Origin of the sequence: Microbacterium testaceum StLB037 (assembly GCF_900104345.1) — a bacterium.
Lineage (GTDB): Bacteria > Actinomycetota > Actinomycetes > Actinomycetales > Microbacteriaceae > Microbacterium > Microbacterium testaceum_A.
This window is the reverse complement of sequence record NZ_FNJN01000005.1, coordinates 172923-195582: the sequence shown is the minus strand read 5'-3', so window position 1 is coordinate 195582 and position 22660 is coordinate 172923. Positions and strand designations below refer to the sequence as shown.

Below are 22660 nucleotides of genomic sequence, written 5' to 3'. Positions count from 1 at the left end.
GGCCCCCGGCATCCGCCCCTCGTCTCGAGGAGGAGACACCACCGTGACAAGCACACTCGAACGGCCCACTCGGTCGGCGCCGGCGCCCGCCGGCGCGCGGCAGCCGCGACGCATCGGCTTCGGCCAGCGCCGCAGCGCGTGGGACCTGAAGTTCTCGCCGTACCTCTACATCTCGCCGTTCTTCATCCTGTTCGCGATCACGGGCCTCTTCCCCATCGCGTACACGGCCGTGATCTCGTTCATGGACTGGGACCTGGTTCGCAATTCCGGCCACTTCATCGGCTTCGACCAGTACGCGTGGGTGCTCTCGCAGCCCAAGTTCTGGGTCGCTCTGCGCAACACCTTCAGCATCTTCCTGCTCTCGAGCGTTCCGCAGCTGATCCTCGCGATCTTCATCGCGGCGATGCTCGACCAGAACATCCGCGCCAAGACGTTCTGGCGCATGAGCGTGCTCATCCCCTACGTGATGGCCCCCGTCGCCGTCGCCCTCATCTTCAGCAACATGTTCGGCGACCAGTACGGCGTCGTGAACACCACCCTGCAGAACCTCGGTCTTCCCGCGGTGCCCTGGCACTCCGACGCCCTCGCGAGTCACGTCGCGATCGCGACGATGGTCAACTTCCGCTGGACCGGGTACAACACCCTGATCCTCCTCGCGGCGATGCAGGCCATTCCCCGGGAGTTCTACGAGGCGGCCACCGTCGACGGTGCCGGCAAGGTTCGTCAGTTCTTCTCGATCACCCTGCCCAGCCTCAAGCCGACGCTCATCTTCGTCATCATCACCTCCACCATCGGCGGACTGCAGATCTTCGACGAGCCCCGCATGTACGACCAGTACGGCACGGGCGGAGCCGACAACCAGTGGCTGACCGTGACGCTGTGGCTCTACAACATCGGGTGGGGTGAGTGGAACTTCGGCCGGGCGGCTGCGCTCGCGTGGATCCTCTTCCTGATCATCCTCATCATCGGCGCGATGAACATGCTCGTGACCCGCTCGCTCGTCCGCGACGAAGGCGGCCGCGACCAGCGGTCCCGTCGAGAGCGACGCGCACAGGCGCGCGCCGCAAAGCAACGTCTCGCGGCGGACGCCGCCCGCCTGTCCACCCCCACGAAGGAGGCGCGTCGATGACCGCCGTGACCCCGGCCCCCGTGCCCGTGATCGATCGCGACCTGCCCGCCCGTGGGCGCCGCCGTACGCGTGCCGTGCGCGGATCGCGCCCCGGCTGGTTCGTCTACGCCGCCCTCGGCGCCGTGCTGCTGGCCAGCGTGTTCCCGTTCTACTGGTCGCTGCTGATCGGCTCGGGCGACGCCTCCACCGTCCGCGACCCGAACATGTCGTGGATCCCGGGTGGGAACTTCCTCGCCAATGCCGCGGCCGTCATGGGCGATCCGGCGGTCAACTTCTGGCCCGCGCTGATGAACTCGGTGATCAGTTCCGGGATCATCGCGGCATCCGTCGTCTTCTTCTCGACGCTGGCCGGGTGGGCCTTCGCGAAGCTGACCTTCCGCGGCGGCCCGTGGCTGCTGCTGTTCGTGGTCGGCACGATGGCGGTGCCCATGCAGCTGGGCGTGGTGCCGCTGTACATCCTCTTCAGCGAGCTCGGGTGGACCGGTCAGCTCGGTGCCATCATCGTTCCGGCGCTCACGAGCGCGTTCGGGGTGTTCTGGATGACCCAGTACTTGCGCCAGGCCGTCCCCGACGAGCTCATCGAGGCCGCGCGCGTCGACGGGGCGACCTCGTTCCGCACGTTCCTCACGGTGGGCGTGCCCGCCGCGCGCCCGGCCGCCGCGATGCTCGGACTGTTCACCTTCGTGAGCGCGTGGAACAACTTCTTCTGGCCGTTCATCGTGCTCGATCGCCAGAATCCGACGCTGCCGGTGGCCCTGTCGCTCCTGCAGTCCAACTACTTCGTCGACTACTCGAAGGTCCTCGCGGGCGTGCTGTTGTCGACGATTCCGCTGCTGGTGCTGTTCGTCTTCGCGGGCAAGCAGCTGGTCAGTGGCATCATGCAAGGGGCGGTCAAGGGATGACCCTCGCGCCCACGGAAGGAACCCGATCCATGTCCCACTCCCGTTCGTTCCCCGAAGGCTTCCTCTTCGGCGCCGCCACCGCGGCCTACCAGATCGAGGGGGCGGCCTTCGAAGACGGCCGCACGGCCTCGATCTGGGACGCGTTCAGCCGCGTGCCCGATGCGGTGATCAACGCCGACAACGGTGATGTCGCGTGCGATCACTATCACCGCTACGCCGGTGACGTGCAGCTGATGAAGAAGCTCGGCCTGCAGACGTACCGCTTCTCGACCTCGTGGTCGCGCGTGCGCCCCGACGGGGGAGAGCTCAACGCGAAGGGCGTCGACTTCTACAAGCGCCTCGTCGACGAGCTGCTGGATGCCGGCATCCTGCCCTGGCTCACCCTGTATCACTGGGACCTTCCGCAGGCGCTGCAGGACAAGGGCGGGTGGACCGTCCGCGAGACGAGCGACCGCTTCACGGAGTACGCGCTCGACATGCACGACGCCCTCGGCGACCGCGTCGACGTGTGGACCACCCTGAACGAGCCGTGGTGCTCGTCGTTCCTCAGCTACACCGCGGGGATCCACGCCCCGGGCCACTACTCGCAGGCCGAGGGCATGCTCGCCGCTCACCACCTGCTGCTCGGCCACGGCCAGACCGTGCGCGAGCTGCGCGCGCGCGACTCGTCGCTCAACCTCGGACTCACCCTGAACCTCACGGTCGCGGATCCCGTCGACCCGGCGAATCCCGCCGACCTCGACGCCGCGCGTCGCATCGACGGGCAGTTCAACCGGTGGTTCCTCGACCCGGTGTTCCGCGGGGAGTACCCGGCCGACATCATCAAGGACTTCCGCACGACGGATGCCGAGGCGGTGGCGCGCTGGCAGGAGGCCGTGCAGCCCGGCGACCTCGACGTCATCTCGACTCCCATCGACTCGCTCGGCGTGAACTACTACCACGGCGAGTTCGTCGGCGGCACGGCGCCCGAGGTCGACCCGCCCGCGGGCGACGCGCCGACCCCGCGCCCGGTCGGCAAGCCCTTCCCGGCCCACGAGAACCTGTACTGGCACGACCGCGGCCTCGCCCGCACCAACATGCACTGGGAGGTGCAGCCCGAGGGGCTGACCCGCCTCCTCGAGCGGGTGAGCGAGGACTACTCGGCCGACGCGGGCGTGGCGCTCTACGTCACCGAGAACGGCGCGTCGTACGACGACGAGCTGGTCACCGACGGCGGCGAGGCCCGCGTGCACGACGTCGAGCGCGTGGAGTTCGTCGAAGCGCACCTCGGAGCGGTTCTGGATGCCGTGGACAAGGGCGTCGACGTGCGCGGCTACTTCTACTGGTCGCTCATGGACAACTTCGAGTGGGCCTGGGGCTACGAGAAGCGCTTCGGCATCGTCTACGTCGACTACGCCACGCAGGAGCGGACGATCAAGGACTCGGGGCTCGCGTACGCGCGCGTGATCGCGGACCGCGCGCTGGAGTCGGCGACCGTCGGCTGACGGTCATCTCTCCGGGGCCGGTCACGCAACGGTCCATACGCGACGCATAACGCGCCCCAGAAGCCGCATGCCCCCTTGCCGGGCGTGCGGGTTCTGCTGCGCGCGCCCTGGCGGGTGCAACGGGACGGTGGAGCATGAGCGGGGCTGCGCCGCGCTGTGTTCGACGGCGGGACAGGCGATGGGGTCGAACAGGCGTCTCGGACGTTGCCGAGCCGGGGATAACGGCTCGACCATGCGGGGGTGTCGGCGAACAGCTGGCCCTCGATATCGCCCCGATCCAATGTCGGAGGTCGGCGATATCGTTCTGCCATGACCCGCCCCGCACCCTCCGCGCACCGGCCGATGCCGGCGCTTCGGGAGTGCGATGGAGCGCCGTGGCCGAGCGATGACGAGCTGGAGTTCGAAGCGGAGTGGGCGGCGTTTCGTGAGAGCGGCGATGTCGAGTGGGGGACGGATGCCGGCACCCCGGCGCCCGGCGACGGATTGGCCTCTCCTGTGCCGAGCGAGCCGCGCGGGTATGTGCCGCCCGACGGTCCCGGCGACGTCGATGCGTGGGAGGGGGACGTCTTCGTGCGCCCGCTCGACAGCACGGTTCTGGCGATGTCAGATGTCGATGCGCGGGTGGGGCACCTGGAGAATGTGGTCGCCGAGCGGCAGCGGGCCACTGCTGAGGAGTACCGCCTGATCCTGGCGATCCTCGACGACGCCGCGTTCGACCCCACCCCCTGGGTCGGGCCCGACCCCACGCTCGACCGTGCCTGGGTTGATTCCCGGGGCCGCACCCCGGGTGCGGTGCGCCGGGACCGCGTCGATCTCGCCGAGCGGGCCGCGGTCGCGGAGATTGCGGTGCGGCTTCACCTGTCCGAGCAGACGGTCCGCACGCGCGCGGCGCACGCGCAGACCTTGGCGGTGGGGTGCCCGAAGCTGTGGGCCGCGTTCAGCGAAGGGCGTCTCTCCGAAAAGCACGCCGTCGATGCAGCTCGGTTGGCGTCGACGCTTCCCGCCGGTGACGCCGACGCGTTCGAGCGTTTCGACGACGAGGCGTGCCCGCCGGCGCTCGTGCTGACCCCGGCGAAGTTCGCTGTCGCGGCGCGCGCGATCCGCGAACGCGTGCACGCTGAATCGATCGAGGCCCGCCATCGCCGCGCCGCGGTGGATCGGGGGGTGTGGATGAGAGCGGAGCTGGATGGCATGGCCTCCCTCCACGCGCTGCTCCCCGCTGACCGGGCTCGGGCCGTCATGTCGCGTCTCGACAAAGCCGCCCGGCACCTGCGCGCCGCGCCCGACGAAGAACGCACCCTCGCCCAACTCCGCGCTGACGCGTTTGCCGACCTCATCACGATGACGGACGCCCCGGCTGTCTCGTCCACCACTTCCGCCCCGAACGCGACCGCGGACGCCTCGGCCGAGAACGCAGCCGCCCCATCCGCGGCACCAACCGGATTGGCCCCGGACGCCCCACGCACGTTCCGCTCCGCCCCGCCGGCGACGGTCATCGTCACGGTTCCCGCGCTGACCCTCCTCGGCCACGACGCCGAACCCGCCACCCTCGAGGGCTACGGACCGATCGACCTCGACACCGCCCGACTCCTGGCTGGCACCGCGAGGTCGTGGATCCGGCTGCTCACCCACCCCGTGACCGGCGCACCGCTCGTGCTCGACCGCAGAACGTATCGGGTGCCCGTCGCCCTGCGGCGGTGGCTGGGCATCACCTCACCCACCTGCGTCTTCCCCGGCTGCGCTCGCGCCGCACGAGACTGCGACATCGACCACCTCACCGCCTGGGCCGACGGCGGCACCACCGACGACGACAATCTCGACCCCACGTGTCGCCATCACCACCGCCTCCGACATGAGAGTCGCTGGGACATCGACGATCACCCGGACGGCGACACCGCCTGGATATCTCCTCTCGGCGGCACCTATAACACCGACCCACCACCCTTCTAAAGCGGCAGCCCTCCCCGCTCCGCGCGTGAGGGACCGACTCGTCCCTTTCCCCCCCCGCCACCGGGCGGGAACGGGTGCGCGGCCGCTCTTGGCCCCCATCGAAAGACGCAGTGGGCTCCTGGGATTCACCCGCCGATGCACCTGGTCGGGCGACGATGAACTCGTGCGCTCGCAGCGCCCGCAGTACGCTCGCAGCAGCGCGCAGCGCACCTGGCCACCCGAAGCGCGGTGCAACACCGCCGTCCCGAAGGAGGGAAGCGATGGACCTCGCATCCGTGCGCGGCGCCGCCACGATCGAAGAGGTCGCGGCGCGTGCCGGAGTCTCGCGATCGACGGTGTCGCGTGTCGTCAACGGCTCCACCGCGGTCTCGCCCTCCGCCCTCGAGTCCGTGCGCCGGGCGATCGACGAGCTGCAGTACGTGCCCAACCGTGCGGCACGCTCTCTCGCCAGCAGGCAGACCCGCGCGATCGCCCTGGTGATTCCGGAGCAGACCGATCGCTTCTTCGGCGACCCGTTCTTCGCCTCGATCGTCGCGGGCATCGGCGAGGTGATCGGGGAGTCCGACTACATCATGAACATGCTCATCGCGAGCGACGACGCCAGCGCCAAGGCGCTCGGCTACCTTCGCGGCGGGAGCGTCGACGGGGCGATCGTCGCTTCGCACCACACGAGCGACACCTTCCTCGACCGGGTGGCCGACGTCGTCCCCGTCGTCTACGGCGGTCGGCCCGCCCGTATCCGTGCCGACGACTACTACGTCGACGTCGACAACGTCGAAGGCGGGCGCGTGGCCACGGCGTACCTGCTCGCACGCGGTCATCGGCGCGTGGCGACGGTCTCGGGCCCGTCCGACATGCCCGCGGGCATCGACCGCCTGCAGGGATTCCGCAACGCGATGGCGGAGGCGGGCATCGAACCGGCGGCCGTGGAGAACGGCGATTTCACCGAGATGGGAGGCGCCCTCGCGATGACGCGGATCCTGTCGAGCGGGGTCGTCCCCGAGGCGGTCTTCGTCGCGAGCGACCTCATGGCACGCGGCGTCTACGGCGTCCTGCGCGACAACGGCCTCGAACCCGGCCGCGACGTCGCCGTCGTCGGTTTCGACGACTCCGCGGTGTCGACCGCCGTCACCCCGGCGCTGACCACGGTCCGGCAGCCCTCTCTGACGCAGGGCCGGCACATGGCATCCGTTCTGCTCGACATCCTCGCCGGGCGTCCCGCGGCTCACGCGACGATCCTCCCGATCGAGGTCGTGGAGCGCGCCTCGGCCTGAGGACGCGATCAGTGCGCGGCGGGCAGGCGCAGGTCGATCTCGTACCCCCCGTCGGCGAGGGGGCCCGCGCGGAAGGACCCGCCGAGCATGTGCGCGCGCTCGGAGAGCCCCAGGTGTCCGAGCCGCGCCGTCGGAGCCGGGTCGGGGTGGGGCTCGGGAGAGGCGGCGTTGCGGAGGGCGACGTGCACGGCGCCCGTGTCGCTGCTGGTGGCCGTGACCTCGACGCGCGCCCCGGGGGCGTGCTTTCGCACGTTCGTGAGGCCCTCCTGGATCGTGCGGTAGACCGCGCGCTGCGTCGCCGGAGGCAGCCCCTCGCGCAGGTCGATGCGGGCGTCGACCTCGAGGTCGACGGGATGCAGGATCTCGTCGAGGTGACGCAGCGTCGGCTGCGGCCCGAGCGGGGCGGCCTCGGGGCCGTCGGCGCGGAGCACGAGCAGCATCTGGCGCAACTCCGCGAGGGTCGTGGAAGCGAGGGTGCGGATCGTGTCGGCCGTCTCGGCTACCTCGGGATCGTCGGCGCGCACCATCAGAGCGCCCGCCTGCACGGTGATCAGGCTCACCTGGTGCGAGACGACGTCGTGCATCTCGCGCGCGAGGTGTGCGCGCTCCTCAGCGACCGCCTCGCGGGCGACGCGCCGGTTCTCGTCCGCCCGAGCGCGGCGGAGTTCGTCGAGGCTGGCGGAAAGCCGACTCTGGTTCCGACGCAGTCGGCCGAGCGCCACGGCGCCGCCCGACGTCATCGTGGCGTAGACGATCGCGAGGACATGGTCGTTGACCGAGGTGAAGGTGTCCCACGACAGACCCAGGCCCAAGAAGGTGATGGCGGTCGCGGCGACGAGCCAGATCATCCCCGTCGCCGCGCTGGCGACGGTGTACAGGGCGATGACCGAGGCGATCGGCCCTCCGGTGAGGAAGAGGGCGGGCAGGGCCAGGGCGAGCGAGAGCAGCGGCAGCCGCCGGCGCAGCAGCAGGCCCGCGGCCCCCACGAGCGTCAGCACCAGCTCGAGCATGTCGGTGGTGTAGAGCCCGAGCACCCCGTCGAGCGCGGCGACGGCGACGAGCCCCAGGTCGATCAGCACATCGCGGCGCTTCATCGCGCCTCCTCGTCGCGGAGCAGCCCCGCGCGCTCCGCCACGAGGGCCGCCTGCACGCGACCGTCGACGTCGAGCTTGCCCAGGATCGTGCTGATGTGCGCCTTGACGGTGGCGGGGCTGAGGAACATCGCCGCCCCGATCTGGATGTTCGACAGCCCCCGACCCAGCTGCACGAGGATCTGACGCTCGCGCGGACTCAGCGCGTCGATCAGGTGGGTGTCGGCGGCGGGCTCGGGGCGCAGATACCCGGCCACCACCGCGCGACTCACGGTGGGCGAGAACACCACGCCGCCGCCGTGGAGGGTGCGCACGAGCTGGGGGAGCTGACGCGGATCGGTGTCCTTCACCAGAAACCCGGCCGCGCCCGCGTCGAGGGCCGAGGCGATGTGGTCGTCGGAGTCGAAGGTGGTCAGGATCGCCACCGTCATGTCCCACCCGGCCGAGCGGATGTCGCGGAGCACGTCGAGCCCGTTTCGTCCCGGCATCCGGATGTCGAGGAGGACCACATCGGGGCGGGCCTCGGCGAGGACCTCCATGGCGTGGACGCCGTCGGCGGTCGCCACGACCTCGATGTCGCCGGCCGCGCTGAGGATGTGCGAGAAGCCCGAGCGGATGAGCGCCTCGTCGTCGATGACGGCGACGCGGATGACCGGAGAGGCGGTGGATGCCATGCGACCAGGCTAGGCACTCCGGGGGCCGCCCGGATCACCCGATCGGCCCGCCGCCGGGGCCGACCGGCTGATGTGCCGGACGCGGGGGTCTCGCGAGCATGGAGAGGATGCCGGTGGTCGGCGTGCGCACGCTCGGGGAGGACCGATGGTCGCGGTGATGGACAAGGTGCAGACGGCGCCAGAGACGGCTCGGGCCCCGCGGCCGGAGCGCGGCGCGCCCCGGTGGGACATCCCCGGGCTCCTGCGCCGTCGTGTCGGAACGCTCGGGGTGACGCTGGCGATCCTGGTCGTCAGCGTGATCACCATCGTCACGCAGAGCACGTTCGAGGCGGGCCCGTTCGACCTGCGCGACATGCTGCTCGCCCTGGTGCGCGTCGACGATCCGCTCGTGCTCCTCGCGACCGTCGTGCTGACCCTCGTCGTCTGCGGTCTGGCCGAGGGGCTGATGGGCACGCGTCGACTGCTCGCCGCCTTCGTGGGCGGCGGCCTTCTCGTCTGCGCGATCGGCGAGGTCATCGGGTGGTTCGAAGACACGGTCATCCCCGAGGTGTCGCTGAACGTCACCCCCGACACCGGAGCGCCGCCCATCGCGGCGCTGCTGTGCGTCGCGATCGTCGCGAGCTGCTTCGCCTCGCCGCTGTGGCGCCGTCGCATCCGCATCGGCGGGGTCGTCCTCGCCGTGACGATGTTCCTCTACGCCGCGTCGGCTTCGGACCTGTACACGCTCATCGCCTTGCCCGTAGGCATGGCGACCGGCCTCGTGCTCGGCGGGACGCGGGCCGTCGGCATCCCGCGCAGCTCTCTCCGCGAGAAGCGCGTGCTGCTCGCCGCGCTCACCGCCATCACCGCGATCGGACCGGTCGTCGCGACCCTCTGGGGTTCGGGGGCCGGCGTGCTGTCGGTCTACAGCTGGCTGTCGTACGACCCTCTGAACGTGGCCGACGGGCTCGTCTGCGCGATCGGTTCGACGGGCGCCCCGTGCCCGAGCTTCGTTGCGACGTACACCGAGCTCCAGCCCGCCTCGGGGTGGATCGCCGCGCTTCCCCAGCTGGTGCTGCTGATCGCGGCCTGGGGGATCCTGCGGGGGCGACGGGGTGCCCTCCGCCTGGCCGTGGTGGTCAACGCCCTCACCTTCGTCGCGATGAGCATCCTGCTCCTGCTGAGCGAGACCGACACGCTCGAACAGCTCGCGACCGTGCGCGCCGCCTACGACGTCGCCGATGTCTGGCAGACGGTCGTCGGCATGGTCGTGGGTGCCGCCCTCCCGCTCCTCGTCGCCGCGCTGCTCATCCGGTTCCGCTCGGCCGTTCAGGTGCGCTCGACGCCCGCCGTGCGTCGGGCGTTCGTGCGGACGGTCGCGATCGCCGGCCTCGGGGCCCTGGCCCTGGCGCTGGTCGGGATCCTCGTGGCATCCGCCGATTTCCGTCCGTGGCCGAACGTGACGACGGTCCTCGCGACGCTGCCCCTGCGCCTCGTTCCGCCCTCGCTCCTTCCGCCCGAGGCGCTCGTGTTCGTGCCCATGACCGGGTTCGCGCAGGCCGTCTGGTACCTGCCGCCGCTGCTGTTCTGGGGGAGCGTGGTCGCCGCGACCGCCCGCTTCATCGTGCGCTCGGGGGCTGCCGAGGCCGCTCCGGATCGCGAGCGCGCGCGCTCGCTCCTCGCCGCGGGCTCAGGTGACACCCTCGGTCACATGACCCTCTGGCAGGGCAACGTGTACTGGTTCGCGGCCGAGGTCGAGGCGGCGATCGCCTACCGGGTACGCGGAGGGTTCGCCGTGACCCTCGGCGGAGCCTTCGGACCGGATCGGGACGACCCCTCCGTCGGAGCGGGGTTCGTCGCCTTCTGCGAGGAGCACGGGTGGACGCCGGTCTTCTACAGCGTCGACGACGCCGAGCGCGAGCGGCTCGCCCCCTTCGGCTGGTCGGCGCTGCAGGTGGCCGAGGAGGCCTTCCTCGACCCGCAGACGTGGACGCCCGCGGGCAAGAAACGTCAGGACGTGCGCACCGCGACCAACCGTGCCGCGCGTGAGGGACTGACCGCGCGGTGGGCGCGGTGGAGCGAGCTGTCGTTCTTCGACCGCGGGCAGATCCGCGCGATCTCCGAGGCATGGGTCTCGGACAAGACGATCCCCGAGATGGGCTTCACCCTCGGCTCGACGGACCAGCTCGACGACCTCGAGGTGCGCCTGCTGGTCGCGAGCGACGGATCGGGGCGCATCACGGCGTTCACGAGCTGGATCCCGATCCACCGCGACGGGGCGATCGCCGGATACGCCCTCGACGTCATGCGCCGGCGCGACGACGCCATGCCCGGGGTCATGGAATTCCTCATCGGCAACGCAGTCGAACGGCTGCGCGACGACGGGATGACCGTGATGAGCCTGTCGGGCTCGCCTCTCGCTCGACACTCGGTCGACGGCGAGGGTGCGCTCGGTCCCCTCGACCGCGGGTTGGACGTGATCAGCGGCCTTCTCGAGCCGGCCTACGGGTTCCGCTCGCTCGCGAACTTCAAGAAGAAGTTCCAGCCCGACTTCGCGCCGCTGTGGATGATCTATCCGGATGCCACGCAGATCCCCGCCATCGCCATCGCGCTGGTGCGCTGCTATATCCCGGGACTCACCCTCCGCTCCGCCGCCTCGCTCGCCGCGCAGCTGCGTCGGCCGCGGGAGGCCGCCTCGCGGTGACGCTGTCCGTCTCGTCACGAGGACAGGGGATGCCACGAGAACAGGCCGCGCGGTGGGGGTTGCGCCGGGGCGTGAGGCGACGCGCGAGCGGGGATACATTGAGGGCGGATTGAACGGGCGGCGCGGGGGTGCCGCCGCTTCTCAGAGGGGGGACTCGCCGTGCACAGAGCATCGATGCCGACCAGAGGGCGCGCGCCGATCAGAGGGGCGCTCGCCGCGGTGCTCGCCGCGACGATCGCCGTCGTGCTGTCGGGCTGCTTCATGATCCCCCTCGTCGACGGGCGATCCCCGTTCGACGACCCCTTCGGATCGAGCGAGAGCGACATCGAGAAGGCGATTCCCCCGATTCAGGCGGCGCTCGACGAGAGCGGTGCCGGTGGTGACCGCTGGCACCTGGTGGCGGAGTCCGCGAGCGAGAACTGCGAGGGCCCGTGCAACCTCTACGTCGCGGTGCGCGTCGAGCCCGCCGACGTCGATGATCCCGACCGATGGGTGTCCGAGGAGGTGCTGCGCGAGACGCTGATCGCCGTGGTTCCGGTCGCGGAGAGTCAGCGCGTGGACGTTGCCGTGGTCTCCGGGTATCGAAAGAACGAGTACGGAGGCCTGGTCAGCGCTGAGCTCTCGACCGCTGTCGAGTCGCTCTTCGGCGAACGAGTGCGTAGCGACCAGTTCTCTGCCACCTCGGACGAGAGCTACGGCGATGCGGAGGTGCACGCGTTCACGCGGACGCACACGAACGTCCTCGCGAGCATGGGCCTGGGCTGACCGGCTCCGTCGACGACGGTCACGCCCACTCGGCGGTGGCGGGAACAACGCCGAGAGCGCGGTCGCTCGCCTCGGTCGCGTCGCGCAGCCATTCGGCGGCGAAGCACTCGTCGGTGACGTACAGGCGCCCGAGGTGCACGTTCGTCTGCCGCGGGATCGGGTAGAGCGCCGATAGGGCCTCGCGGGGACGCTCGAGGGTCGAGCCACCGGTCACGAGAATAGGCCGTTCCTGCGGAATCGTCCTGTCCCGGTCGCGAAGCCTGGTCTCGTGACGTCGTCCGGCGCGCGCTCCGCTCAGCGGGCGTCGGGCCGCTGGTACACGTCGGGGACGTCGTCGCCGTCGGCATCCACCGCTTCGTCCTGCGCGAGCTGCTTGTAGCGGCGGTTGCGCACCAGCAGCACGGCGGAGGCGAGGACGGATGCCAGGAGCGAGGCCGCCATGATCGCGATCTTCGCGTCGTCGGTGTGCGGGGAGCCCTCGGGGAAGCTCAGCTCGGCGATTAGCAGCGACACGGTGAATCCGATGCCGGCGAGCAGGCCGACCCCGGCGAGGTCGATCCATTTCAGCGCCGGGTCGAGGCGCACCTTCGTCACGAGGGTCAGGATGCGCACGCCCAGCAGGATGCCGATCGGCTTACCGAGAACGAGACCGGCCACCACGCCGATGGTCACGGGGTCGGTGAGCGCTCGCATGATGCCCTCGCCCCCGCCGACGGCGACCCCCGCGGCGAAGAACGCGAAGATCGGCACCGCGATGCCGCTCGACAGCGGCCGGAAGCGGTGTTCGAACTGCTCGGCGAGGTCCATGCCGTGGTGCTCGGGCTGGCGGCGCGAGGCGGCGACGGGAATGGTGAAGGCGAGGGCGACACCGGCGATCGTGGCGTGCACGCCCGAGGCGTGCAGGAAGGCCCACGCGGCGAAGCCGATCGGCAGCAGCACGACCCACGCGCCCCACGCGTGGCGCGAGAACCACGCCCGCGCCCGGTGCGCGATCGCGCCGTAGATCGCCACGAGCACCGCGAACACGGCCAGGGGGACTAGCGAGATGTCACTGGTGTAGAAGATCGCGATGATCGCGATGGCGATGAGGTCGTCGACCACCGCGAGGGTCAGCAGGAAGATGCGCAGCGGCCCGGGCAGGTGCGAGCCGACGAGGGCGAGCACGGCGACGGCGAACGCGATGTCGGTGGCGGTGGGGATCGCCCATCCGGCCAGCAGGCTCGGCTGCGTGTGCACGATGGCGACGTAGATCAGGGCCGGAACGGCGACGCCCGCGAACGCCGCCGTGACCGGAACGATCGCCGTGCCGAAGCGACGCAGGCTGCCGCTGACGATCTCGCGCTTGAGCTCGAGGCCGACCATGAAGAAGAAGACCGCGAGCAGGCCGTCGGCCGCCCACGTTCCGAGGCTCAGGTCGAGGTGCCACGGCTCGTACCCGAAGCGGAAGTCGCGTAGCGCGAAGTAGGCGTCGGAGGCGGGCGAGTTCGCCCAGACGATCGCGACGATCGCGGCGACGACCAGCAGCATGCCGCCGACGGATTCGCGGCGGAGCAGCGTCGTGACGCGGTGGACTTCGGCGTAGCCGGGCCAGCTCGGCGCGCGGGTGGTGTCGTGGCTCATGAGGCCTCCTGAGGGGTCGATCGACGAAATGTCGACCAGACTTCCCGACGCACCGGGATCCAGTTTACCGTGCCGCCGCTGTCGCTTGCCGCGCGCCGAGATCACCCGCAATGGCGGGTCACCTCGCGGAAACCGTGTGAGCTCGGCGCCGCGGCGGGCGACGAGGGGAGGGGATGCCGGGACCCCGGCGGTTCAGCTCGGGTCGCCGCCCAGGGGGCCCACCGCGGGGATGGGGCCGCCGTCGTCGGCGCCGGTCTTGCGGGCGCGGGCGATCGCGTTGCCGAGGTGGTAGATCAGCAGGGCCGCGACCGAGCCGAGCACGATGGCACCGAGCTGGAAGTCGCCCCACTGCATGGTGAACCCGGCGATCGCGAGCACCAGCGCGACCGCGCCGGTGTACTGGTTGACCGGGCGCGAGAAGTCGACGCGGTTGTCGACCCAGATCTTGATGCCGATGATGCCGATCAGGCCGTAGAGTGCCGTCGTGACGCCGCCGAGGACACCCGCGGGGATGGTGTTGAACACCGCGCCCACCTTGGGGGAGAGGCTCAGCACGATCGCGGTGATGCCGGCGACCCAGTACACCGCGGTCGAGTAGACGCGGGTCGCGGCCATGACGCCGATGTTCTCGCCGTAGGTGGTGGTCCCCGAGCCGCCGAAAGTTCCCGCGAGGGTCGTGGCGACACCGTCGGCGATGAGGGCGCGACCGGTGGAGCGGTTGGCCGTGGCATCCGTCATCGCCGCCACACCCCGCACGTGACCGACGTTCTCGGCCACGAGCACCAGCACGACGGGGAGGAACATCGCGATGACCGACCAGGTCGCCGGCGTCGTGAAGTCGGCGATCTCGAAGGTCGGCAGGCCCACCCACGGGGCCTGCGCCACGGCGTCGAAGTCGATGAGCGTCTCGCCCGAGACCGCCTGGATGATCACGGTCGCGACGTAGCCCACGATCACGCCGAGGAAGATCGAGATGCGGCCGAGGAAGCCGCGGAACAGCACGCTGAACAGGATCACCGCGACGAGCGTGATCGTGCCCGGCAGGGGCTGCAGCTGGAAGTTCGACCACGCGACGGGGGCGAGGTTGAAGCCGATGAGGGCGACGATCGCGCCCGCGACCACCGGCGGCATGACCTTGTCGACCCAGCCGAGACCGACGAACTGCACGATGAAGCCGATGACGGCCAGCAGCACGCCGACGGCGACGATGCCCGCCAGGGCCGAGCCCGTCCCGGCCGTCGCCGTGGCGGCGGTGATCGGCGCGATGAACGCGAACGACGAGCCGAGGTAGCTGGGGAGGCGGTTCTTCGTGATGAGCAGGAACAGCAGGGTGCCCACACCCGAGAACAACAGCGTGGTCGACACCGGGAAGCCGGTGAGAACCGGCACGAGGAACGTCGCGCCGAACATCGCGATGACGTGCTGGAGGCCGATCGCGATCGTCGCGCCCCAGTTCAAGCGCTCGCCGGGGGCGACGACGGCCCCGGGCTCGACCGTGCGGCCGTTGCCGTGCAGCTTCCAGCGGAACATGTGTCTCCTCAGGTGGGGGTATGGCCGAGACCGTACGCGCTCGGCGAGAACGCACCGTTTCGTCGAGGATGCGGTGCGGTTTCGGTGAACGGGTGCGGTCTCGAGAAGGGGCGGGTCAGACGCCGGTCAGCAGACGCAGCAGCGTCGCGTAGCGCTCGCGCGTGCGCTCGACGATCTCGTCGGGGAGGACGGGCGGCTCGCCCTGCTTGTCCCAGTTCGCGGCGAGCCAGTTGCGCACGATCTGCTTGTCGAAGCTCGCCATGCGCTCGGCGGGGGTGGAGCCGGTGCGCCAGGCCTCGGCATCCCAGTACCGCGAGGAGTCCGACGTGAGCACCTCGTCGGCGAGCGTCAGCACGCCGTCGGGGTCGTAGCCGAACTCGAACTTCGTGTCGGCGAGGATCAGCCCGCGGGCCTCCGCCGTCGCGGACGCACGACGGTAGATCTCGAGCGACAGGTCGCGCAGGGCCGTGGCTGTCTCGGCCCCGACGAGCTCGACCGAGCGCTCGAAGGTGATGTTCTCGTCGTGCTCGCCCATCGGCGCCTTGAAGGCGGGGGTGTAGAGCGGTTCCGGCAGTCGGTCGCCGTCGTTCAGGCCTTCGGGCAGAGGGATGCCGCAGACCGTGCCCTCCGCCTGATACTCGGCCCAGCCCGAGCCGGTGAGGTAGCCGCGCACGACGCACTCGATCGGCTGCATGTCGAGGGGCCGGACGAGCATCGAGCGCCCCTGCACGGCATCCGGGATCAACGACACCGGGTCGTCGCCCCGCAGTGCGTGGTCGGCCGCCAGGTGGTGGGGGATGGAACGGCCGCCATCGGCGCCGGCGAGCTGGTCGAACCACCACAGGCTGAGGGTGGTCAGCAGTTCGCCCTTCTCCGGGATGCCGGGGGAGAGCACGTGGTCGAAGGCGCTGACGCGATCGCTCGCGACGACGAGGAGGTGCGCGGGCGCGGCGTCTTCGGCGGTGTCGGCGGGGACGTAGAGGTCGCGCACCTTGCCGGAGTAGACGTGGCGCCAGCCGGGAAGCTCGAGCGGGGGAGCGGAGGTCACCCGCTCATTATTGCGGGTGCGCGCGCCCCGCATCGGCGCGGATTGTGTCACACAGCCCGCGCGCGCGCCTGCCCCCCGGCCGCGACGACCCGCCTGACTACCCTCGGGGGAATGACCGATGACATCCCCGGACCCGCGGTCGCCATCGACCCCCACGCGGGCAGCAGCCACAAGACGATTCGCGGCTGGGTCTTCTGGCCTGCCGCGGGCATCGCCCTCGCGTTCATCGCCTTCGCGTTGTTCTTCCCCGCGGCCGCCGAAGCCACCTTCGCCTCGGTGCAGACCTTCATCGTGTCGACCTTCAATTGGTACTACGTGCTGATCGCGGCGTTCTTCGTCGCCTTCGCGCTCGCGATGGGCTTCAGCCGCTTCGGCAACATCAAGCTCGGGCAGGACGACGACGAGCCGGAGTTCTCGACGATCTCGTGGTTCTCTCTCTTGTTCGCCGCCGGCATGGGTATCGGCCTGGTCTTCTACGGGGTGAGTGAGCCGCTGAGCCACTTCGTCTCGCCCCGCCCCGGTGTCGAGGGCACTCCCGCCGAGCTCGCACAACAGGCGATGTCGCAGACCTTCCTGCACTGGGGCGTGCACGCGTGGTCGATCTACGTCGTGCTCGGTCTCGCGCTCGCCTACGCCTTCCACCGCCGTCGTCGGCCGCGCACGATCCGCTGGGCTCTCGAGCCGATCCTGGGTGCGCGTCTGGTCCAGGGCGGGTGGGGCAACGCGATCGATGTCGCCGCCCTCGTCGGCACGCTGTTCGGTGTCGCCACCTCGCTCGGCCTGGGCGTCATCCAGATCAGCGCGGGCCTCGACTTCCTCGGTGTCGTCCCGCCCAGCATCATCAGCCAGGCGATCATCATCGGCATCATCACGGGGTTCGTCCTCTTCTCACTCCTGTCCGGCGTCGGCAAGGGCATGAAGTGGCTCTCGAACATCAACCTCGTGCTCGCGGGTCTCCTCATGCTGTTCCTGCTGTTCACCGGTCCGACGGAGTTCCTGCTGCGCGACGTGGTGCAGTCGATCGGCAACTACATCCAGAGCTTCGTCGGGCTCTCGTTCACCGTCAGCGCCTACGCGGGCGATGACGGCGTCGCCTGGCAGGGCGCCTGGACGGCGTTCTACTGGGGCTGGTGGATCTCGTGGGCGCCCTTCGTCGGCATCTTCATCGCGCGCATCTCGCGGGGGCGTACCGTGCGCGAGTTCGTGGTCGGAGTGATCCTGGTCCCGACGCTCGTCGGCATCCTGTGGTTCACGGTGCTCGGTGGCACCGCGATCTACGGCGAGCTCACGGGCACAGCGACCTACACCGGGCCCGACGGGTCGGTCGATGTGTCGACGGCTCTCTTCCAGATGCTCGAGAACGTCCCGGCATCCGGGATCTTGATCGTCGGCTTCCTCATCCTCATCGCGGTGTTCTTCGTGACGTCCGCCGACTCCGGTGCCCTCGTGATGAGCATGATCGCCACCGGCGGCGAAGAGGAGCCCAAGAACTGGGTGCGCGTGTTCTTCGCCCTCGCCACCGCGGTGATCGCGTTCGCGCTTCTCATCGCGGGTGGCTTGAACGCCCTGCAGACCGCCGCGATCAGTATCGCCCTGCCCTTCAGTGTCGTGCTGCTCGCGATCTGCTGGGCCACGGTGGTGGCGTTCCGCCGCGAGTTGAAGGCGTACGACAAGGCCGAGCGGGCGCAGCTGCGCGACTCGATCGGCGAGCATTACGGCCTCGAGGTCGAAGAGCCCAACCAGCGTGGAATCTTCGGCATCCCGGTGCGCTGGCGTCAGCGTCGAGCGGTGACGGCGCCGGCAGAGAGCCGGACCGAAGCGGACGAGCCTGCTGAGGTCGCGAACGATTCCTCGTCGGCCTGAGTCCCGGCATCCGGAACCTGTCCCGAGCACGCCGCGCCCTGACCGGGTGCGGCGTGCTCTGCGTCGGGCGCACGCCCTCCCCGCCGGCGGGTGTCCGCGGGGTGACCGACCCCGCGCGGCGAGGCGGAGGTGCGTCGGACACCCGATGTTCATCCGTGCGGGTTCGCGAGGCGTGGCGAGACCGCGTATAGTCCACGTGGACTAGTCGACACGGACCATGAGGAGGATGGATGCTGCAGGCCAGCCGCCTCACCCCCGTCGCCGTCATGATCCTGGCCACGCTCCGCGAGGCCGACATGCACACGTACGAGCTCGTGCGCTTGCTGAAGGAACGCCGCGACGACCGGCTCATCCCGCTGCAGAAGGGCACGATCTACCACACGGTCGCCCGCCTCGAACGCGACGGACTCCTCGCCGAAGCCGGCGTCGATCGCGACGGCAATCGACCGGAACGCACCACCTACACGATTCTGGATGCCGGCCATCGGGCCCTCGAAGAATGGGTGCGTGCCGAATTGCCCCGCATCGACAGGCCGAGCGAGTTCCGCGTCGCCCTCTCCGAAGCCCACAATCTCGAGCGCGCCGAAGTCATCGACCTGCTCGACCAGCGTCGCGCCCAACTCGTCGCCTCGGTCGAGGACCATCACGACGGACTGACCGCCGCGGCCGAGCGCGAAACCCCCGAACAATTCCTCATCGAGCTGCGGCGCCAATCCGCTCTGCTCCACGCCGAACTCGCGTGGCAGGACTCCCTGCGTGCGCGCCTCGCCGATCGCTCCCTCGCCTGGGGCATCGCCGAAATCCCCGAACACATCAAGAAGAAGCACCGCGTCTCAAAGGAGACCACCCCATGACCGACTCCCGCGCCGCCTCCGCGGCATCCACCACCGGGTCTCACAAGACCCACGAACGCAGCCCCTGGCCGGCCCTCTGGGCCCTGGTCATCGGGTTCTTCATGATCCTGGTCGACACCACGATCGTCTCGGTCGCGAACCCCGCCATCAAGGCCGCCCTCGACCCCGACACCAACAACCTCGACAACGTCGTGTGGGTCACCAGCGCCTACCTGCTGACGTACGCGGTCCCGCTGCTGATCACCGGCCGTCTCGGCGACCGCTTCGGCCCGAAGAACATCTACCTCACGGGCCTCGCGCTCTTCACCCTCGCCTCGCTCGCGTGTGGTCTGGCGCCCTCCCTCGAGGTGCTGATCGTCGCCCGCGCCGTGCAGGGTCTCGGTGCCGCGCTGATGACGCCGCAGACCATGGCCGTCATCACCCGCACCTTCCCGCCGCAGAACCGTGGAGCGGCCATGGGCCTGTGGGGCGCCACCGCCGGTGTCGCGACCCTCGTCGGTCCGCTCGCCGGCGGCCTGCTCGTCGACGGCCTCGGGTGGGAGTGGATCTTCTTCATCAACATCCCCGTCGGCATCATCGGCTTCGTCGCCGCCGTCATCCTCGTGCCGCAGCTGCCGCGCACCGCGCACAAGTTCGACATCCTCGGCGTCGTGCTCAGTGCCGTCGGACTCTTCCTCATCGTGTTCGGCCTGCAAGAGGGCGAGCACTACTCGTGGGCCGCGTGGATCTGGGCGATGGTCGCTGCGGGTGTCGTCGTCATGGCGCTGTTCGTCTGGACGCAGGCGCGCAGCAAGGGCGAGCCGCTCGTTCCGCTCGCGCTGTTCCGCGACCGCAACTTCTCGATCGCCAACCTCGCGATCGCCGCGGTCGGCTTCACCGTGACGAGCATGGCGCTGCCGCAGATGTTCTACCTGCAGCTCGCCCGCGGTCTCACCCCGACCGAGTCGGCGCTGCTGCTCGTGCCGCTCGCGATCCTGTCGGGCGTGCTCGCGCCGTTCGCGGGCAAGCTGCTCGACCGCACCGACCCGCGCTTCCTGCTCGTGCCGGGACTCCTGCTGGTCGGCGGCTCGCTGGGGCTGTACGTGGCGCTCATCCTGAACGACGCCCCGATCTGGATGTTCCTGATCCCCTCCGTCTTCATGGGTATCGGAAACGCCGGCATGTGGGGGCCGCTCGCCACCACTGCGACGCGCAACCTGCCGCCGCGTCAGGCGGGCGCGGGTGCCGGCATCTACAACACGACCCGAACGGTCGGATCGGTCATCGGCTCGGCATCCATCGCCGCTTTCATGCAGGCGCGCCTCGAGGCGAACCTGCCGGGAGCCGCGGACGCGTCCGCGAGCTTCGGTGGCGGGGAACTGCCCCCGCAGGTCGTCACCGGCTTCTCGCAGGCCATGGGCGAGTCGCTCACCCTGCCGATCATCGTGATCGCCCTGGGCCTCGTCGCGGTGCTGTTCATGCGTCGGCCGTCGATGATCCGGCCGCACGGCGCTCCGCGCGACGCGGCTCCGGCCCAGGCGGCACAGGCGGCTCCCGCCGCGGCGGGGGAGTAACCCGCGCGATCGAACGCCGTCGTCCCTCTGCGGGGCGGCGGCGTTCGGCGTTTCATCGGGGGATGCTTCGGGGATGCCGCGGACTCGGTCCCGCGCCCGGGAGGAGCCTCCGCCCGTGATGTGAGGGTGCGCCCCTATGGACGCCCGGCGCGCAGCGCGGCGACGACCCGCTGCGCGTCGGACGCGTCAGCGGTGAAGAGTCGCGTCTCGGCCGACTCGATGCGGATGAGACCGCGCGAATACTCCTGCTCGAAGAAGACATTCATCACGCGGTCCAGTTCCATCGCCCAGCTGTCGTTCTTCGCGGTGTAGACGACGCGGGTGGGAGTGACTGCGAGCAGTCCTCCGGGGGCAGCAGACGACGTGTCGGCGTCGACCGTGACGAGGGGTACCTCTCCGGGCAGGAGAGCCGCGGCGAGACGTTCACGCGCGTTCTGGCGCCGCATCCGATCACCCCTCATCCGTTCGCGGTGCATGGGCGCCGCCCTGAGAACCCTACGCCGCGACACCCGGCCGGTGCGGAGTTGGGGGGCGCACCGGCCGGGCGACCTCGAGGTCCGCATCGCGGAACACGACGAAGACGAGGCGACGGGGCATTTCGTCACGCCGCGGTGGGAAATTTCTCGGTGATCCGGCGTCTGCGCCGTCGGGACCCCGCGTCAGGTACGCCGTGGAGACTTCGAACGGGGACGAAGCTGGCAGTTGGTCGCCAATGTCTGTGCATCCGCCTATGGAGAACCTGAGAGGCGCATACTTCGAAGACCGGAGATCATGCGCGTGTCGTCGACGTTCGCCCTTGTGCCTCTTCGTCATCAGACAGGGGCCACTCATGGCCACGTCCCGTTTTCTCCGCCCCCTCACTCTCGCCGCCACCGGTGTCGGCCTCGCAGCAGCCATGGGGGTCGCGTTGATCTCCCCCGCCTCGGCCGCGACCGTCATCGACGGCCCGGTCGATCTCGGTACCGCCAGCACCTACGGAGTGCTCGGTGCCAGCGCCGTCACCAACACCGGCCCCACCCTCGTCAACGGCGACCTGGGGCTCTCTCCCGGGACGTCCATCACCGGCTTCGGTGGCCCGACGGACGGCGTGGTCAACGGCACCGTCCACCAGACCGATGCCGCGGCCGCCCAGGCGCAGCAGGACGCTCTGACGGCGTACGGCACCGCGGCCTCGCTGACGCCGACCCGCACAGGACTCGATGAGCTCAACGGGCTCTCGCTGTCGCCCGGCGTCTATTCAGGTGGCGCTCTGGCCCTCGCCGACACGGGCGCTCTGACCCTCGCCGGAGACGCCGACTCGGTGTGGGTGTTCCAGGCGGCATCCACTCTCACGATCGGATCCGGGAGCCGGATCACGATCACCGGCGGAGCGACCTCGTGCAACGTGTTCTGGCAGGTGGGCAGTTCGGCCACCCTCGGTACCGCCGCAGACTTCCAGGGAACGGTACTTGCACAGCAGTCCGTCACCGCGACCACCGGCGCAACCGTCCAGGGCCGACTCATCGCTCAGAACGGTGCGGTGACCCTCGACACCAACACGATCAACGCGTCCACCGGTTGCCCTCCTCCCGGCACGGTGTCGGAGACGACCGCGCCGACCATCACCTCGCCCCCGCCGGGCGACGCCACCGTCGGTGAGGGCTACACCGCGACCATCACCGCCGCGGGAAACCCCACACCGACCGTCACCGTGACCGGGCTGCCTGATGGTCTCGTCTTCGACGGCAGCACCGGCGTCATCTCGGGCACGCCCACGACCCCCGGCGACTACGCCGTGGTCATCACCGCGTCGAACGGCACCTCGCCCGACGCGACGCAGACCGTCACCCTCGTCGTCGGTCAGCCTGCACCCGCGCCCAGCCCTTCACCGTCTTCGCCCGGCGCGATTCCGGCACCGTCGGCATCCACTCCGGCGGCTGGAAACGCGACTCCGCCCCCGGGCACGCGTGCGAACACTCCCGGTGGACTCGCCGTCACGGGTACCGATCCGACGATGGCGATGACCCTCGCCGGCGGGTTGCTCGCCGCAGGGCTCGTGGTCGTCGTCATCGCCCGCCGCCGCGCGCGTCGCTCCTGACCGATTCCCCACGAACGCGAGGCCGGTGACCCCTGAGGGTTACCGGCCTCGAGCCTTTTGCGCAGGGTGAGGGGACGTCCATCACGCATCTCCCGCCGTCCTCAGCGGGACGCCGGGGTGATCCAGCGTGAGCGCCACGTGTCCTGCCATGTGATCGAGACGC

General features: G+C 70.1%; 18 protein-coding genes. 11 read left to right on the top strand and 7 right to left on the bottom strand.

Features of this window, described 5'->3' with window-relative positions:
• Positions 1-43 precede the first annotated feature (43 nt).
• From BLS25_RS12295 to BLS25_RS12275, 5 genes are all read left to right on the top strand, one after another.
• Entirely contained in the window at positions 44-1129 is a 1086-nt protein-coding gene (locus BLS25_RS12295; protein ID WP_056225680.1) for a carbohydrate ABC transporter permease, read from the top strand.
• Positions 1126-2031 carry a carbohydrate ABC transporter permease gene (locus tag BLS25_RS12290; RefSeq protein ID WP_074696124.1) on the top strand — a complete coding sequence of 302 codons (906 nt, stop codon included), beginning with the start codon at positions 1126-1128 and terminating at the stop codon, positions 2029-2031. Before BLS25_RS12295 ends, BLS25_RS12290 begins: the two co-directional genes overlap by 4 nt.
• Positions 2032-2060: 29 nt before the next feature.
• Positions 2061-3515 (top strand): GH1 family beta-glucosidase, encoded by a 1455-nt coding sequence (locus BLS25_RS12285; protein ID WP_074696122.1) that lies wholly within the window; start codon positions 2061-2063, stop codon positions 3513-3515.
• 309 nt (positions 3516-3824) lie between these two features.
• Entirely contained in the window at positions 3825-5465 is a 1641-nt protein-coding gene (locus tag BLS25_RS12280; RefSeq protein WP_074696120.1) for an HNH endonuclease signature motif containing protein, read from the top strand.
• Positions 5466-5725: 260 nt separating this feature from the next.
• A complete protein-coding gene (locus tag BLS25_RS12275; protein ID WP_074696118.1) occupies positions 5726-6739 on the top strand; it encodes a LacI family DNA-binding transcriptional regulator in 1014 nt (337 codons plus the stop codon).
• An 8-nt stretch (positions 6740-6747) separates the two neighbouring features.
• Here BLS25_RS12275 and BLS25_RS12270 read toward each other — a convergent pair whose 3' ends face one another.
• Together BLS25_RS12270 and BLS25_RS12265 are read right to left on the bottom strand one after the other, a co-directional pair.
• Positions 6748-7833 carry a sensor histidine kinase gene (locus BLS25_RS12270; RefSeq protein ID WP_074696116.1) on the bottom strand — a complete coding sequence of 362 codons (1086 nt, stop codon included), beginning with the start codon at positions 7831-7833 and terminating at the stop codon, positions 6748-6750.
• Complete coding sequence (locus BLS25_RS12265; RefSeq protein ID WP_074696114.1) at positions 7830-8504, bottom strand: response regulator; 675 nt, start codon at positions 8502-8504, stop codon at positions 7830-7832. The genes BLS25_RS12270 and BLS25_RS12265 overlap by 4 nt, the downstream gene beginning before the upstream one ends.
• 145 nt (positions 8505-8649) lie before the next feature.
• On the opposite strand from BLS25_RS12265, the gene BLS25_RS12260 reads away from it, so the two are divergent.
• Entirely contained in the window at positions 8650-11187 is a 2538-nt protein-coding gene (locus BLS25_RS12260) for a bifunctional lysylphosphatidylglycerol flippase/synthetase MprF (RefSeq protein WP_074696112.1), read from the top strand.
• Between the two features lie 174 nt (positions 11188-11361).
• Positions 11362-11952: a hypothetical protein gene (locus BLS25_RS12255; protein ID WP_143017941.1), complete on the top strand. Its 591-nt coding sequence runs from the start codon at positions 11362-11364 to the stop codon at positions 11950-11952.
• A 19-nt stretch (positions 11953-11971) separates the two neighbouring features.
• Here BLS25_RS12255 and BLS25_RS12250 read toward each other — a convergent pair whose 3' ends face one another.
• The 4 genes from BLS25_RS12250 to BLS25_RS12235 form a co-directional block, all read right to left on the bottom strand.
• Positions 11972-12166 carry a hypothetical protein gene (locus BLS25_RS12250; protein WP_074696110.1) on the bottom strand — a complete coding sequence of 65 codons (195 nt, stop codon included), beginning with the start codon at positions 12164-12166 and terminating at the stop codon, positions 11972-11974.
• A gap of 80 nt (positions 12167-12246) precedes the next feature.
• Complete coding sequence (gene nhaA / locus BLS25_RS12245) at positions 12247-13572, bottom strand: Na+/H+ antiporter NhaA (RefSeq protein WP_074696108.1); 1326 nt, start codon at positions 13570-13572, stop codon at positions 12247-12249.
• 192 nt (positions 13573-13764) lie between these two features.
• Positions 13765-15102 (bottom strand): uracil-xanthine permease family protein, encoded by a 1338-nt coding sequence (locus BLS25_RS12240; protein ID WP_074696106.1) that lies wholly within the window; start codon positions 15100-15102, stop codon positions 13765-13767.
• Between the two features lie 115 nt (positions 15103-15217).
• Positions 15218-16183 (bottom strand): phosphoribosylaminoimidazolesuccinocarboxamide synthase, encoded by a 966-nt coding sequence (locus BLS25_RS12235; protein WP_074696104.1) that lies wholly within the window; start codon positions 16181-16183, stop codon positions 15218-15220.
• A 78-nt stretch (positions 16184-16261) separates the two neighbouring features.
• Here BLS25_RS12235 and BLS25_RS12230 point away from each other — a divergent pair, with 78 nt between their 5' ends.
• The 3 genes from BLS25_RS12230 (at position 16262) to BLS25_RS12220 (ending at position 20420) form a co-directional block, all read left to right on the top strand.
• Positions 16262-18013 carry a BCCT family transporter gene (locus BLS25_RS12230; protein WP_074696102.1) on the top strand — a complete coding sequence of 584 codons (1752 nt, stop codon included), beginning with the start codon at positions 16262-16264 and terminating at the stop codon, positions 18011-18013.
• 230 nt (positions 18014-18243) lie between these two features.
• The gene (locus BLS25_RS12225) at positions 18244-18867 is read left to right on the top strand and encodes a PadR family transcriptional regulator (protein ID WP_056225727.1); all 624 of its coding nucleotides are present in this window, start codon (positions 18244-18246) and stop codon (positions 18865-18867) included.
• The gene (locus BLS25_RS12220) at positions 18864-20420 is read left to right on the top strand and encodes a DHA2 family efflux MFS transporter permease subunit (RefSeq protein ID WP_074696100.1); all 1557 of its coding nucleotides are present in this window, start codon (positions 18864-18866) and stop codon (positions 20418-20420) included. Before BLS25_RS12225 ends, BLS25_RS12220 begins: the two co-directional genes overlap by 4 nt.
• Before the next feature lie 134 nt (positions 20421-20554).
• On the opposite strand, the gene BLS25_RS12215 is transcribed toward BLS25_RS12220, so the two are convergent.
• Positions 20555-20866, bottom strand: coding sequence for a hypothetical protein (locus tag BLS25_RS12215; protein ID WP_056225731.1), 312 nt, complete (start codon positions 20864-20866; stop codon positions 20555-20557).
• A gap of 383 nt (positions 20867-21249) precedes the next feature.
• On the opposite strand from BLS25_RS12215, the gene BLS25_RS12210 reads away from it, so the two are divergent.
• Positions 21250-22497, top strand: coding sequence for an ice-binding family protein (locus BLS25_RS12210; protein WP_074696098.1), 1248 nt, complete (start codon positions 21250-21252; stop codon positions 22495-22497).
• The last annotated feature ends 163 nt before the right edge of the window (positions 22498-22660 follow it).